This is a genomic window from Amycolatopsis methanolica 239 (assembly GCF_000739085.1).
Taxonomy (GTDB): Bacteria; Actinomycetota; Actinomycetes; order Mycobacteriales; family Pseudonocardiaceae; genus Amycolatopsis_E; species Amycolatopsis_E methanolica.
Genome location: NZ_CP009110.1, coordinates 1,039,775 through 1,053,033, shown reverse-complemented (window position 1 = coordinate 1,053,033; position 13,259 = coordinate 1,039,775). Strand labels below are relative to the sequence as shown.

At 74.1% G+C, this 13,259-nt stretch carries 15 protein-coding genes; 5 read left to right on the top strand and 10 right to left on the bottom strand.

The window, feature by feature from the left end; genetic code table 11:
* Nucleotides 1-2: 2 nt before the first annotated feature.
* Together AMETH_RS05210 and AMETH_RS05205 are read right to left on the bottom strand one after the other, a co-directional pair.
* The gene (locus AMETH_RS05210; RefSeq protein ID WP_017986998.1) at nt 3-1,274 is read right to left on the bottom strand and encodes a DUF2207 domain-containing protein; all 1,272 of its coding nucleotides are present in this window, start codon (nt 1,272-1,274) and stop codon (nt 3-5) included.
* A 9-nt stretch (nt 1,275-1,283) separates the two neighbouring features.
* Nucleotides 1,284-1,853: a TetR/AcrR family transcriptional regulator gene (locus tag AMETH_RS05205; RefSeq protein WP_017986997.1), complete on the bottom strand. Its 570-nt coding sequence runs from the start codon at nt 1,851-1,853 to the stop codon at nt 1,284-1,286.
* A gap of 232 nt (nt 1,854-2,085) precedes the next feature.
* On the opposite strand from AMETH_RS05205, the gene AMETH_RS05200 reads away from it, so the two are divergent.
* Nucleotides 2,086-2,637, top strand: coding sequence for an SDR family oxidoreductase (locus tag AMETH_RS05200; protein ID WP_017986996.1), 552 nt, complete (start codon nt 2,086-2,088; stop codon nt 2,635-2,637).
* A gap of 230 nt (nt 2,638-2,867) precedes the next feature.
* Here AMETH_RS05200 and AMETH_RS05195 read toward each other — a convergent pair whose 3' ends face one another.
* Complete coding sequence (locus AMETH_RS05195) at nt 2,868-3,830, bottom strand: RDD family protein (RefSeq protein WP_223843061.1); 963 nt, start codon at nt 3,828-3,830, stop codon at nt 2,868-2,870.
* A gap of 22 nt (nt 3,831-3,852) precedes the next feature.
* On the opposite strand from AMETH_RS05195, the gene AMETH_RS05190 reads away from it, so the two are divergent.
* Genes AMETH_RS05190 through AMETH_RS05180 form a run of 3 tightly spaced genes read left to right on the top strand, consistent with a single transcriptional unit; the run spans nt 3,853 to nt 5,391 of the window.
* Complete coding sequence (locus AMETH_RS05190; protein ID WP_017986994.1) at nt 3,853-4,857, top strand: stage II sporulation protein M; 1,005 nt, start codon at nt 3,853-3,855, stop codon at nt 4,855-4,857.
* 47 nt (nt 4,858-4,904) lie between these two features.
* Complete coding sequence (locus AMETH_RS05185) at nt 4,905-5,117, top strand: ribbon-helix-helix protein, CopG family (RefSeq protein ID WP_157360654.1); 213 nt, start codon at nt 4,905-4,907, stop codon at nt 5,115-5,117.
* Nucleotides 5,118-5,133: 16 nt separating this feature from the next.
* Nucleotides 5,134-5,391, top strand: a complete 258-nt coding sequence (locus tag AMETH_RS05180; RefSeq protein WP_017986992.1) for a hypothetical protein — start codon at nt 5,134-5,136, stop codon at nt 5,389-5,391.
* A 102-nt stretch (nt 5,392-5,493) separates the two neighbouring features.
* Here AMETH_RS05180 and AMETH_RS05175 read toward each other — a convergent pair whose 3' ends face one another.
* The 5 genes from AMETH_RS05175 to AMETH_RS05155 are packed head-to-tail and all read right to left on the bottom strand — an operon-like array spanning nt 5,494 to nt 10,510.
* The gene (locus tag AMETH_RS05175; protein ID WP_017986991.1) at nt 5,494-6,789 is read right to left on the bottom strand and encodes a DUF58 domain-containing protein; all 1,296 of its coding nucleotides are present in this window, start codon (nt 6,787-6,789) and stop codon (nt 5,494-5,496) included.
* A 1-nt stretch (nt 6,790) separates the two neighbouring features.
* Complete coding sequence (locus AMETH_RS05170; RefSeq protein WP_017986990.1) at nt 6,791-7,759, bottom strand: AAA family ATPase; 969 nt, start codon at nt 7,757-7,759, stop codon at nt 6,791-6,793.
* Entirely contained in the window at nt 7,756-8,874 is a 1,119-nt protein-coding gene (locus AMETH_RS05165) for a DUF4350 domain-containing protein (protein ID WP_026153826.1), read from the bottom strand. Before AMETH_RS05165 ends, AMETH_RS05170 begins: the two co-directional genes overlap by 4 nt.
* The gene (locus AMETH_RS05160; protein WP_017986988.1) at nt 8,871-9,506 is read right to left on the bottom strand and encodes a DUF4129 domain-containing protein; all 636 of its coding nucleotides are present in this window, start codon (nt 9,504-9,506) and stop codon (nt 8,871-8,873) included. Before AMETH_RS05160 ends, AMETH_RS05165 begins: the two co-directional genes overlap by 4 nt.
* Nucleotides 9,503-10,510, bottom strand: coding sequence for a glycerophosphoryl diester phosphodiesterase membrane domain-containing protein (locus AMETH_RS05155; RefSeq protein ID WP_017986987.1), 1,008 nt, complete (start codon nt 10,508-10,510; stop codon nt 9,503-9,505). Before AMETH_RS05155 ends, AMETH_RS05160 begins: the two co-directional genes overlap by 4 nt.
* Nucleotides 10,511-10,752: 242 nt before the next feature.
* Between AMETH_RS05155 and AMETH_RS05150 the strand changes: the two genes are divergently transcribed.
* Entirely contained in the window at nt 10,753-11,628 is an 876-nt protein-coding gene (locus AMETH_RS05150) for a neutral zinc metallopeptidase (RefSeq protein WP_017986986.1), read from the top strand.
* A gap of 50 nt (nt 11,629-11,678) precedes the next feature.
* Here the strand turns inward: AMETH_RS05150 and AMETH_RS05145 are convergent, their stop codons facing one another.
* Nucleotides 11,679-12,128, bottom strand: a complete 450-nt coding sequence (locus AMETH_RS05145; RefSeq protein WP_017986985.1) for a hypothetical protein — start codon at nt 12,126-12,128, stop codon at nt 11,679-11,681.
* A gap of 52 nt (nt 12,129-12,180) precedes the next feature.
* Entirely contained in the window at nt 12,181-13,251 is a 1,071-nt protein-coding gene (locus tag AMETH_RS05140; RefSeq protein ID WP_017986984.1) for a potassium channel family protein, read from the bottom strand.
* Between the last annotated feature and the right edge of the window lie 8 nt (nt 13,252-13,259).

Below are 13,259 nucleotides of genomic sequence, written 5' to 3'. Positions count from 1 at the left end.
CATCACGGGGCCGGGGTCCGGCGACGGTCCCGCAGGGCAACGAGGAATTCACCGAGAGCGAACGCGGTGTCCGGCGCAGGCCGCCCGAGGGCCAGCGCGTAGGGCACGAAGCGGTCACCGGCGGGCAGTTCGGCCGGGTCGCGCAGGCGCCGGGCGAGGGTGCGGCCGCGGCTCGTTCGATCCGGGAAGTGCCGGGCGGCGAGCGCCAGAGCGAGCCCGGCGAGCGTGAGGATCACGCCGAGCTGCGCGTAGCCGGCGGTGAGCGCGAGGACGATCGTCAGGAACAGGCCGTAGCAGGTGATCCGGATGCCGGCCCGGCGCGCGCGGCCGGGCCGGCGGAGCCAGCCGCGGCGGATCGCGTCGGCGTCGAGGTCCTGGCGGGGGTCGTCGCCGGCGAGGACCCGGCGCTCGAACCCGGTGAGCCGGTCGTCGGGCGGGTGGGCCGGTCCGGCGTCCGGCCCTAGGTAGCCGCGGATCGCCAGGTCGACGGCGGTGACGACCACCGGGTCCGTGCCGCGGAGCAGGGCGATGTGGCCGGGCAGGACGCCGTCCGGAGTGGCGAACGGTTCGGCGGCGAACCCGGACGGCAGGGGCCCGCGTTCGCGGCGGGCTAGCAGGAGCGACACGGCCCCGGCGAGGAGCAGGAGCCCGAAGGCGGCCCATGCGGTCGCGACCGGCACGGTGAGCGCGAACGCGCCGGCCAGGGTTTTCGCCGGCTGGATGCGGGCGTTGGCGGGGACGGTGCCGGGTGGCAGGTCGACCGCGATGTCCAGCGTCTGCCCAGGTTCCAGGCGCTGGACGGCGAAACGGGTGAGGCCGGTCTGGTCGTTCTGCGCGGCGGTACAGCCGGTGCAGCGGACGCCGATCGCGATGCGCGGCGCGGCGAAGCTCGCGCGGACGAGCGTGCGGGCGGTGTCCCAGCCCTCCAGGGCCCAGGTCACCTCGAGGCGACCGCCCGCGTCCCGGACCGCACCGTCCACTGTGTACCGGAGGAGGGCGGTACCGGGGTTGAGGGTGACCGTGACGGCGTCCGCGCGCCGCTCGGCCGATCCGGAGCCCTCGATGGCGAGGTCGCGGAGGGTGTGTACGCGGTCGCGGTGGTCGCCGGCGGGCACGCGGAGCTGGATGGTCCGGGTGGTGCGCTGTTGCACGTCGACCGCCTCCACAACTGAGAGCGAGCCGTCGGGCTGGAGCCGCATCTCGATCTCGGCGCTGTCCGGCAGGGCCGGCAACGGGGGCGTGATCAGCAACAGGGCGGCGCACAGCCATCGCACCCGCGCAGGTTAGCGGGCGAGCAGGCGCGCGATGACGGCGGTGATGTCGGCGGCGAGCCGGTCATCGACCGGGGCGTGCCTGCTCAGCATGCGGTACCACATCGTGCCGAACGCGAAGTCGACGACGAGCGGGAGCGGGACGTTCTCGGCGAGCTGTCCCGCCTCGACGCCCTGCCGCAGGAACCGGTGCAGGACGTCGCGCCGCGGGCCGATGACCGTGCCCTGCAACCGATCCGACAACGCGGGGTCGTTCTGGGCCTCGGCCATCAGGCCGACCAGCGCGCGCCCGGTCGACTCGTGGGTGAGCGCGAACGTGCGGGCGAGGATCCGCTCGATGTCACGCAGGGCGTCGCCGGTGTCCTCGTCGAGCCGCGGTTCGCGTTCGCGGAGGTCGATGAGGGCGTCCAGCAGCACCTGCGCCTTGTCCGGCCACCAGCGGTAGACGGTCTGCCGCCCGACGCCGGCCTCGTCGGCGATCGCCTTGATCGTCACCTGCTGGTAGCCGTCGCGGTGACAGATGCGCAGCGCGGTGTCCAGGATCGCGCGCCGGGCCTCTTCGCTGCGGGGGCGTCCTCTCATACCGAGGACTTTACAAGACACTGTGCCTCGAATATGTTTCCGGTGCACAGCGTCTCGAAATTGGAGGAGAGCTCGTGACCGAACGAGTCGTGATCCTGGGTGGCACCTCGGGTATCGGGCTGGCGACAGCGCACCGCATGGTCGACAGCGGCCGGGAGGTGATCGTGACGGACGCGGCTCCGGGAAGCTCGACGCCGCACTGGCGAAGCTGGGCGACGCGCGGGGCGAGGTCGTGGACGCGCGGGACTACGAAGCGCTGCAAGCGTTCTTCGCGTCGACCGGGCCGGTGGACCACCTGGTCGTGACGGTGACCGGGGCGCCGGGTACGACGGCCTTCGCCGACCTGACCATGGACGGCGTGCGGGAGGGCGTCGAGGGGAAGCTGGTGCCGCACACGGCCGCGGCGCGGGCGGCGCTGCCGGTGCTGCGGGGTTCGCTGACGTTCGTGACTGCGGCGTCGGCTGGGGCGGCGACGCCCGGGACGGCCGCGCTGGCCGCGGTGAACGCCGGGATCGAGGCGATGGTGCCGGTGCTGGCGGTGGAACTGGCGCCGGTGCGGGTCAACGCGGTGTCGCCGGGCGTGATCGACACGCCGTGGTGGAACTTCCTGGACGCGGACGCCAAGGCGGCGGCGTTCGAAGCCATGGCGGCCGGGCTGCCGGCGCGCAGGGTGGGCACGCCGGACGACATCGCCTCGGCGATCGCGTTCCTGACGGAGAACACCCACACGACCGGGGTGGTGCTCCGGGTGGACGACGGCGCGCGGCTGGCCTCGGCGGCCTGAATCAATCGCGCGAAATCGCCCCGGCGGTGGCGGGAACGCGCGGCGCCTGCGGCGGCGGCGCTGTCGTTGCCCTGCGGATTGACGGCCCTCGCGCACCCCGGCCTGATCCGGGATCAGCGCGCGAAATCGCCGCGGCGGTGGCGGGATCGCGTGGCGCCGGCGGTGGCGGGAACGCCCGACGTCTGGGGCAGCGGGGCTGCCGCTGATCTAGCCGGTGATCTAGCCGGTGATCAGCTCGGCGGCACGAACCCCCGCGGCGGAGTCGGCTCCCCCGGCTCCGCTGTCGGCGACGCCACCGGCACAGCGGCGACCGGCGCCTGCGGCGCCCCCGCCGAGGGCGCCACCACTCGCTGCGCCCCCACCTGCGGCGGGGGTGCCACCACCGGCGACGCCCCCACCTGCGGCACCGCCACGGGGACCACCGGCGCCCAGCCGGGCGTTCCCACGTACCCCCCGGCCCGGCGCCGCCGCTCGGCGAGGACCGCCTGCAGGTACGCCCACGGCGGCACACCCCACGGCGGGGGCGCGCCGATCCGGGCGGCGACGTCCTGCACCAGCTGGTGTCCCAACGGTTCCCGCGCCCGGTCGCTCAGCTCGGCGTACCGCGCCAGGTACTGCCGCGCCATGAGCGCCAGCTCGTCGCTCAGCCCGGTCAGGTCGAGCTGCGCCGCCCAGCCCGCCAGCGCCGGCGGCATCGTGATGTGCGGCGCGACCGTCCGCGGCGCACGCTCCCTGATCACCACCGTGCCGGCCAGGTAGTCGCCGACCCGCTTGGACCGCGGCGAGAACAGCGACACGAACAACGCGACCGCGCTCCACGCCAGCACCGGTCCGAAGTCGACGATCGCGCCGGCCAGCGCCCGCGTCAGGGTCTGCCGGAACCGGACCGGGCCGCCGTCGTCGCGCACAACGCGCAGCCCCATCGCCATCTTGCCGAGCGTGATCCCCCGGCCGAGCGTCTCGAACAGCACCGAGTACCCGACCCGCACCAGCACGAAGAAACCGAGAGCCAGCGCGGCCAGCAACGCCTCGTCGGTCACCCCGGAGACGGTGAGCGCCAGCATGAAGAGCAGAAGCGCCCCCGCCTGGAGCGCGACGTCGATCGCGAACGCCGCCGCCCGGCTGGCGACCTGCGCTATCGGCAGCTCCAGCACCACGGCCTCGCCGGTCACCAGATCGGGTTCGCCTGTCACCGCCCCACTGTAATCTGCCGACATGGACGTGGACCTGTTCGTCGCGGCCCACCGCGCCGAATGGGCCCGGCTGGACCAGCTGCTGGCCACCCGCAAACTGACCGGTCCCGAGGCCGACGAACTGGTCACCCTGTACCAGCGGGCCGCGACGCACCTGTCGGTGGTGCGGTCGTCGGCGCCGGACCCGGCGCTGCTGTCCTGGCTGTCGTCGCTGGTCACGCGCGCCCGCTCGGCGGTCACCGGGTCGCACAACCCGGCCTGGCGCGAGGTCGGGCTGTTCTTCGCGCAGCGCTTCCCGGCCGCGGTCTACACGACGGTCCGGTGGTGGCTGCCCGCCGCGTTGGTGTCGGTTCTGGTGGGCGGGCTGATCGGGGCGTGGATCGCGGGCGACCCGCAGGTGCAGGCGAGCATCGCCGCGCCGGAGGACGTCCGGGCGCTCACCGAGCCGGGCGGGCAGTTCGAGACCTACTACTCCAGCAACCCGGCCGCCTCGTTCGCCGCGCAGGTGTGGACGAACAACGCGTGGGTCGCGGCGACCTGCCTGTTCTTCGGGGTGTTGCTGGGGATCCCGGTGCTGGTCGCGTTGTGGCAGAACGTGCTCAACGTCGGTCTGTCGGCCGGGTTCATGGCGGCGGCCGGGCGGCTGGACGTCTTCTTCGGCCTGATCACCCCGCACGGGTTGCTGGAGCTGACCGCGGTGTTCGTCGCTGCGGGCACCGGTCTCCGTCTGGGGTGGACGGTCGTCAACCCGGGGCGGCGATCCCGCGCGGCGGCGCTCGCGCAGGAGGGCCGGGCCGCGGCGGGGATGGCGCTGGGGCTGGCGTGCGTGCTGCTGGTGTCGGGCGTGATCGAGGCGTTCGTGACGCCGTCCGGGCTGCCGACGGGGGCGCGGATCGCGATCGGCGTGGCGGCCGAGGTGCTGTTCCTGGTGTACGTGTTCGTGCTGGGGCGGCGGGCCGTGCGGGCCGGGGTCACCGGGGACGTGGACGCCCGGCACCGCGGTGACCTGCTGCCCGAGGCGGGCTGACACGCCGCTGCCCGGGATCGTCGGTGGCCGGCTCTATGGTGATGGGTATGCGGCTGGAGCTTTCCGATGACACGTACGCGCAGGTGACGGCCCTCGCCGAGGCGGCGGGGCAGTCCGTGGGCGAGTGGGTCCGGGCTGCCGTGGAGCGCGAGGCGTACCGGCAGCTGTGCGAGCAGCAGGCGCGGTGGAACGCCGAGCACCCCGAGCAGGTGCGCGCCGCCGCGGACGACTGGCGTGCCCGTGGCTCTTCGGCCGCGTAGGGGACAGATCTGGGCGGTGTCCGGCGGCTCGCGGCGGGTGCTGGTCTTCTCGGGCAACATGCTGAACGACATCGACGACGAGCACGTGGTGACGATGGAGGTCATCGAGCACGCCGTGCCGCTCAGCGTGGCCACCGGCGCGGGCGGCTGGGTGCGGTACACGTGGCTGGACCACGTGCCGAAGGAGTCCCTGACACGGCAACTCGGCGAGGTGCCGGAGGAACTCATGCAGCGCCTCAGCACGCGCCTGTTCATGGTGATCGCCACCGACTGACGTCGCACATCATCGGCGGGCGCGAGCCCGGCGGTCGCGGGCGCGAGGTCAGCGACCGCGAGCGCCAGGTCAGTGGGTGCGGCACCCGCGGCAGGTGTGCGGTCACAACCGGCCGGCGGCCTTCAACGCCAGGTACCGGTCCGCCAGCGCCGGCGCCAGCTCGTCCGGCACCGCGTCGACTACCTCGACCCCGCGCTGCGCCAGCAAACCGGTCACGTGGCGGCGCTCCGCGAGAGTCCGTTCGGCGGCCGCCGCCTCGTAGACCGCTTCCGCGTCACCGCGGGCGCGGGCCATCGCCGCGACCCCGGGGTCCGCCACGCCGGCCACCAGCAACTGGTGCCGCCCCACCACGGACGGCAGCACCGGCAACAGGCCCTCCTCCAGCGGCGCGGCGTCCAGCCCGGTCAGCAGCACCACCAGCGACCGCCGCCGGACGCGGCGCAGCACCTCGGCCACCATGCCGCGCGAGTCGGTCTCCACGAGGCTCGCCTCGAGCGGCGCCATCGCGTTCACCAGGCCCGGCAGCAACTCCCCGGCCGCGAGCCCGCGCACGTCAGCCCGCACCTGCCGGTCGTAGGCGAGAAAGTCCACCCGGTCCCCTGCCCGCGAAGCCAGCACCGCCAGCAGCAACGCGGCGTCCATCGCCGCATCCAGTCGTGGTGCGTCCCCGACCCGGCCCGCCGACGTCCGCCCGGTGTCCAGCACCAGCAGCAGCCGCCGGTCCCGTTCGGGACGCCACGTCCGCACCATGACGTCCGCCGCCCGGGCCGACGCGCGCCAGTCGATCGACCGCACGTCGTCGCCGGTCACGTACTCCCGCAGCGAGTCGAACTCCGTCCCCTCGCCGCGCACCAGCGCCGCCTGCCGCCCGTCGAGCTGCTGCAGCCGCGCCAGCCGCGCCGGCAGGTGCCTGCGGCTGCGGAACGGCGGCAGCACCCGGACACTGCCCGGCACCCGGTGCGAACCCTGCCGCCCGGCCAGCCCGAGCGGCCCCAGCGCACGCACGGTCACCCGCGCCGAGGACCGGTCGCCGCGCCGCACGGGCGTCATCCGCACCACGACCGACCGCCGCTCCCCCGGCGGCACCGCGACCCGGAACCGGTCCTGCTCCACACCCGCGCTCGGCGGCCACGCGTCCCGCAGCAAGCCGCGCAGCGGACGGGAACCGGGGTTGGTCACCGACAACGTCACCTCGACCGGCTCCCCGAGCCGCGCCGACGTCGCACCGGACCGCGCGAACACCAGCCCGCGCACGGACGCCGCGAGCAGCAGGTCCACGGCCACCAGCACCGCGAGCCCGCCGAGCACCGCGAGCACACCGGTCCACGACGGCACCCCGAGCGCCACCACGACGATGCCCACGAGCGCCAGCAGGCCGGCCCGGCCGGTGATCGCCATGTCAGCGCGGGACGGGGACGGTGGCCAGCACGCGCTCGATCACGCCGTCCGCGGTCGCGCCCTCCAGCTCGGCCTCCGGCCGCAGGTCCAGCCGGTGCCGCAACGCGGGCCGCGCCAGCGCCTTCACGTCGTCCGGTGTCGCGAACCCGCGGCCGGACAGCCAGGCCCACGCCCGCGTCGCGGCGAGCAGCGCCGTGGCGCCACGCGGGGACACCCCGATCCGTACCGAGGGCATCGCGCGCGTCGCCCGGCACAGGTCGACGATGTAGCCGAGCACCTCCTGCCCGACCGTCACCCCGGCCACCGCGGCGCGCGCGACGGCGAGCTGCGCCGCCCCGGCGACCGGCCGCACCCCGGCGGCGGACAGGTCACGCGGGTCGAACCCCTGCGCGTGCCGGGCCAGCACGCCGATCTCGTCCTCGCGCGTCGGCAGCGGCACGGTGAGCTTGAGCAGGAACCGGTCCAGCTGCGCTTCCGGCAGCGGGTAGGTGCCCTCGTACTCGACCGGGTTCTGCGTCGCGACGACGGTGAACGGGTCCGGCAGCGGGCGCGGCCGCCCGTCGACCGACACCTGCCGCTCCTCCATCGCCTCCAGCAGCGCGGACTGGGTCTTCGGCGGGGTGCGGTTGATCTCGTCGGCGAGCAGCAAGTTCGTGAACACCGGCCCCTCGCGGAAGGAGAACTCGGCCGAGCGCGAGTCGTAGACGATCGAGCCGGTGACGTCGCCGGGCATCAGGTCGGGCGTGAACTGGATGCGCGTGGTGTCCAGGTCCAGCGCCGTGGCCAGGGCCCGGACCAGCAGCGTCTTCGCGACCCCCGGCACGCCCTCGACGAGCACGTGCCCACGGCACAGCAGCGCGATCATGAGCCCGGTGACCGCGGCGTCGTTGCCGACCACCGCCTTCCCGACCTCGGCGCGCAACGCGACCAACGCGTTCCGGGCGTCCGAAGTGGTGTCCGTGCTGGTCAACTGATCTCCCTCTCGATGCGGTCCAGCTCGTCGGCGAGGCGGACCAGACCGGCGTCGTCCGCCGGCGCCGGACCGTACAGAAGCTCCCCGACGGCCGCGGCGGGCCGTCCCGTGCGGGCCGCGACCGCGGCGACGACGGCCGCCGGTTCCGCGCCCGCACCGAGGCCGAGCAGCGGCCGCACGCGGTCGATCGCCGCCTGCCGCAGCGTAGCCGCGGCGTGTCCGGCCGCCCCGGCGCGGCGGTAGAGCCGGGCGCGGCCCTCGGTGGTTTCGGCGGCGCGGACGACGACCGGCAGCCGTTCCGATACGACCGGCCCGAGCCGCCGGGCCCGCGACAGCGCGAACAGCACCGCGGCCACGCCGAGCTGGACCGCGCCGAACAGCCACGGGCGCGGGATGAGGTCGGTGAACGACCGCGCCGCGTTCCCGGCGCCGGTGTCCCCCGGCGTCGGCACGTACCAGACCAGCGTCGCGTGGCGGCCGAGCAGGCGCATGGTCAGCGCCGCGTCGCCGGCCTCGTCGAGCCGGTCGTTGGTCATCGGCGCGCCGCCGCCCAGGATGGTCGTGGTGCCGTGGTCGCCGGGCAGCTGCAGCAGCGTGCCGTCGTAGCAGCCACGCGCGCGGCCGTGCGCCTCGTAGGTGAAGCCGCCCAGCACCGCGTTGCCCGCGGCGACCGCGCCGGCCACCGTGCACCCCGGCTCCCGCGCGGCGGGATCGACCTCACCGCTGACGACCACGCCGGGCGCGAGGATGTCGAGCACCGGATCGTCGGGGCCGACCAGCACCGCGTCCGTGGCGCGCGATCGCAGCGCGGTGAGCCGGCTCGGTTCGACGAGTCCGGGACCGGTCACGAGCAGGGTGGCGTCGCCCTGCAGCGCCGCTTCGGCTTCGGCGTAGGTCCGCGCCGGGACGATCCGCACCCCCTCCCGTTCGAGCAGCCGCGCCAGCGCGCGCGAGCCGCCGGGGGCGGCCGACTCCGGGTCGAGCGACCCGCGCTGCTCGCCTGCCGAGGTCAGCAGCACGACCACCGCGCCGATGAGCACGATCACCGCGATCACCAGGGGCGCACGAGCCGCCCGCCAGATCCGGCGGGAGTCGGGAGACACACTGGTCACGCAGGCACCTCGGGACGGGTCCGCCGGACCAGCTCGTCGAGCTCGGCCAAGTGCTGGTAGCCCTCGGCGGTGGCCGGGCGGCCGCCGTAGTGCACGGCGTCGAACAGCTCCGCGCCCTGCCGCAACGCGTCGCGGGCGGACGGCAGCGGGCCACCGGCCTCGCGAGCCGCCTCGTCGGCCGTGCGACCGGCGCGTTCGTCCAGCACGCCGCGCTCCTCCAGCGTCCGGACCACGGCGCGGAAGCGGTCGCGGACCGCCACGTCCAGCTCGCCGGCCGCGAACGCCCGCTCGGCCGCGTCGCGGTAGTCCTGCGCGGTCCGCGAACGGTCCGCGAAGACCGCGGCGGGCCTGCGCGCGGACCGCGCGAGCGGCCCGACCCGCAGCCGCACCACCACGATCACCAGCACCAGCACCGCGATCAGCACGAGCACGCCGAAGCCGCCGCCGGGCACCAGGCCCGCCGCGCCGTTGAACAGGTCGGCGATGCGTTCGGCGAGCCAGCCGATCGCGCGGTCGAACCAGCTCGGCTGCGCCAGGGCGTAGGCGGGGTCGGACAGCTCGGCCTCGGCGGCGCGGCGCGCGTCGTCGGCGTCGACGACGACCGGGACGCCGGCGAGCAGGCCCGGGATCAAGCGGTGCCCGCCGCCCGCGCCAGCTGGAGGTCCATGCCCTCCTTGCGCATGCGCTGGTCGATGTAGAGCAGGGCGGTGGTGTTCGCGACGAACGGCTGCACGATCGTCTGCGCGATCACCTGTCCCACCGCGACGAGCAGCAGGGCGCCCCACCCGGCCGGGACGGCCTCACCGGTCAGCACGTCGGTGCCGCCGGCGCTCAGGCTGAACGGGATGTCCACGAGGTACTGCAGCACGGTCGCGATCACGCCGGCCAGCAGCAAGATGCCGAAGCACCGCCACCACGAGCCGGACACCAGCTGCCGGGACCGGGACAGCGCCTGCCCGACCTTCGCGCGCTCCAGCACCAGTGCGGGCGTGGTGAGGCCGAACAGCGTGTAGAGCCAGATGCCCGGGATCAGGCACAGCACTGAACCGGCCGCGACCAGCAGGACGTAGACGATCGTGGCGCCGAGCAGCGGCAGGAACCGGGGCTTCGCCTCGGCCATCGCCTCCGCGAAGGTCACCGGCTTGCCCAGCACCGCCTTGCCGATCACCACGGTCAGGAACCCGGACAGGAAGGTCTGGGTGAGCACGGTGATGATCACTGCGACACCGGTGATCAGCGCCGTGTCGCCGAGCACGTCCAGCGCCGCGTCCTGGATCTGCTGGTCGGTGGCGGCCGGGCCGAGGTTCTGCAGCGTCTGGACGTCCGGCAGCAGGTAGCGGCTGGCCAGCAGCTGCAGCACCGCGCCGATCACCGCGACGACCGCAGACGACCCGAACACCAGCGCCGGGTGGCGGCGCATGGTCGTGATGGCGCCGTCGAGGATCTCGCCGACCGTCAGCGGGCGCAGCGGGATCACGCCGGGCTTGCCGTAACCGGGCCGCGGACCCCAGCCCTGCTGCTGGTAGGGCGCGTCGGGCGGGGGCGGCGCGGGCGGCATCTGGTTGCCGGCGGGAGGCGTCGAGTCGTCCGGCCGGTCCTTCGGATCGGGGCCGGTCCAGCCTCCGGTGTCGCTCATCGGGTGTACTCCAACTCGCTGCGGGTCGCTTCGCCGCCCACTCTCGCAGAGCGGTCCGGCACCGGCCACGGGTGGCACGCGGCCGCCGCCGAGTCGTGATCTCACTCGCACAGCGCGGGCGCTGACTATGCTGGCGCCCGATGACGCCTCCGCCGCAGCGCCCACGGGAACCGTTGCCGCCGCCCTCCTCCGCGCCGCGGCACCGGGCACAGCGTCGTTCCTCACGGCCGGTCACCGCGTTCGTGCTGAGCGCGGTCGTGGTGCTGCTGGCCGGGCTGGTGGTGTTCATCGCGGTCGGCAACAGGACGGACCCGTCATCGCCGACCGTGGCCACGCCGACGACCACCGCGGTGAGCGGCGGCAACGCGGCGGGCGCGGCGACCAGCTCGGTGGACGGCGAGAAGATCCTGGAGCTGGCGAACCACCCGATCCTGCGCAACCCGGACGACGGCCTGCAGAACTTCGCCTGCGAGCTGCCCGAGTGGCACAGCGACCAGGCCTCCGCCGAGGCCTTCTTCACCGCCGCCGACCAGTGCCTCAACGAGGCGTGGGGCCAGTTCCTGGAGCGCTACAACCTGCCGTTCACCCCGCCGAACCTGCACTTCCCGACCGGCACCCACTTCACCACGGCGTGCGGCACGATCGCGGTGAGCGTGGCGACGGCGGCCTACTACTGCGACGACAACCTGTACGTGCCGTTCCGCGGGCTGCAGACCGACCAGTACGGCGACAACCCGGGCGTTTACCTGGCGCTGTTCGCGCACGAGTACGGCCACCACGTGCAGGAGGTCGCCGGGATCATGGACGCGGTGTGGCAGCAGATCTACGCGGTCGGGCAGAACACCCCGGCCGGGCTGGAGCTGTCGCGGCGCAAGGAACTGCAGGCGCAGTGCTTCTCCGGGATGTTCCTGGGCGCTGTGGTCGACCGGGGCGGCTCGGTGACGCGCGACATGTACGCCAAGGCCTGGCGGGACCAGGACACCCGCGGCGACAACACCTCCGGCAGCGCCGACCACGGCACCAACGCGCACTACGCGCAGTGGTGGCGGACGGGCGCGCAGTTCAACCGGATCGCGAAGTGCAACACGTTCGCGGCACCGGCGTCCGAGGTGAGCTGACGCGCTGGTGGGCGGCGCCTTAACGCGCACGAACCCCTCGAACCGCGCCCTCAGGCGACCTTCGCCGCCTCCGCCTGGCGTGGGCCTCGGTGGACCAGGAACGCGTACGTGCCCCCGCTGAGGCAGCTGAGCGCCAGCAGCGCCAGCCCGATCGGGCGGCGCAGGTCGTCGTGGCCGGTGACGACGTCGGCCAGGTGCACCTCGATGTCCCCGTCCCCCACCGAGGCCGGCACGGTGACGTCGACGCGGTCGTTCTGGTCGTGCCCGCACGCGTCCAGCACCCCGGCGCGGGTCTGGCCGCCGACCGTGATCTCCACCGTCTCCTGCGCGTTCGGCTCCGAGCACTCGGCGCCCTTGGTGACCGTGGCCTGCGCGACCGTGCCCTGCGCGGCGGCCGCGGTGCCCAGCATCCCCGGCCCCGCCCACCACACGGCGGTCACGATGGCGATGCCGACCAGCACGGCGACGGCGAGGGTGTTCCAGCGCAGCACGATCCCCATGCTTCCAGAAGCTCCGGGTGAAGCACAGCCGCCGACGGGCTGCCGAGATCTATCACTCAACCCGGTCGGCCGGGGTCACTTTCTTCACGTAGAGCAACCGGTCGCCGGGTTCGATGGCGTCCACGGCGGCCGCGTCCACGCGGTACAGCTGCCCGTCGCGCACCACGCCGAGCACGATGTCCGGCAGGTGCCGCGGCGAGCCGCCCTCCTCGGACTTCTCCGCGGGGCGCTCGGCGATCGCCAGCCCCGACTCGGGCGTCAGCAGGTCCTCGAACATGTCCACCACGACCGGCGTGGACGTCGCCATGCCGAGCAGCCGTCCCGCGGTCTCGCTGGACACCACAACCTGGTTGGCGCCGGACTGCTTGAGCAGGTGGACGTTCTCCGCCTCGCGCACCGAGACCACGATGTGCGCCTTGGGGGCCAGCTCCCGCGCGGTGAGGGTGGCCAGCACCGCCGAGTCGTCCCGGTCCGCGGCGACGACGACGGCGCGCGCCCGCTGCACGGCCGCCACCCGCAGCACGTCCGACCGGGTGGCCGACCCGTGCACGGTGACCAGGCCGAGCGCGGCAGCCGCGTCCAGCGCCTGCTGGTCGGTGTCCACCACGACGATCTTGTTGGGCTCGATCGCCTCATCCCCGAGCAGGGTCTTGACCGCGGCCCGGCCCTTGGTCCCGAACCCGACGACCACCACGTGGTCCCGCACCTTGGTCCTCCACTTCTGGATCCGGAACGCCTGCCGCGACCGCTCGGTCAGCACCTCGAGCGTCGTGCCGACCAGGACGATGAGGAACAGCACCCGCAGCGGCGTGATCACCAGCACGTTGATCAGCCGCGCCGAGTTGGTGACCGGGGTGATGTCACCGTAGCCAGTGGTCGACAGCGACACCGTGGCGTAGTAGAACGCGTCGAGCAGCGACAGGCCGTCCTCGTTGACGTCCCGGTAGCCGTCCCGCCCCAGGTAGACGATGAACACCGCGGCGACAAGCGCCAGCAGTGCACCGAGGATCCGTCTGCCGATGGACCGGATCGGGCTGAGGGCCGGCTCCGGCATCCGGACGACGCCGACGAGCGAGTGGTCCGGTTCGTCCGCGACACGCACCCGCGGATCGTAAGCGATCATGTCAGGCC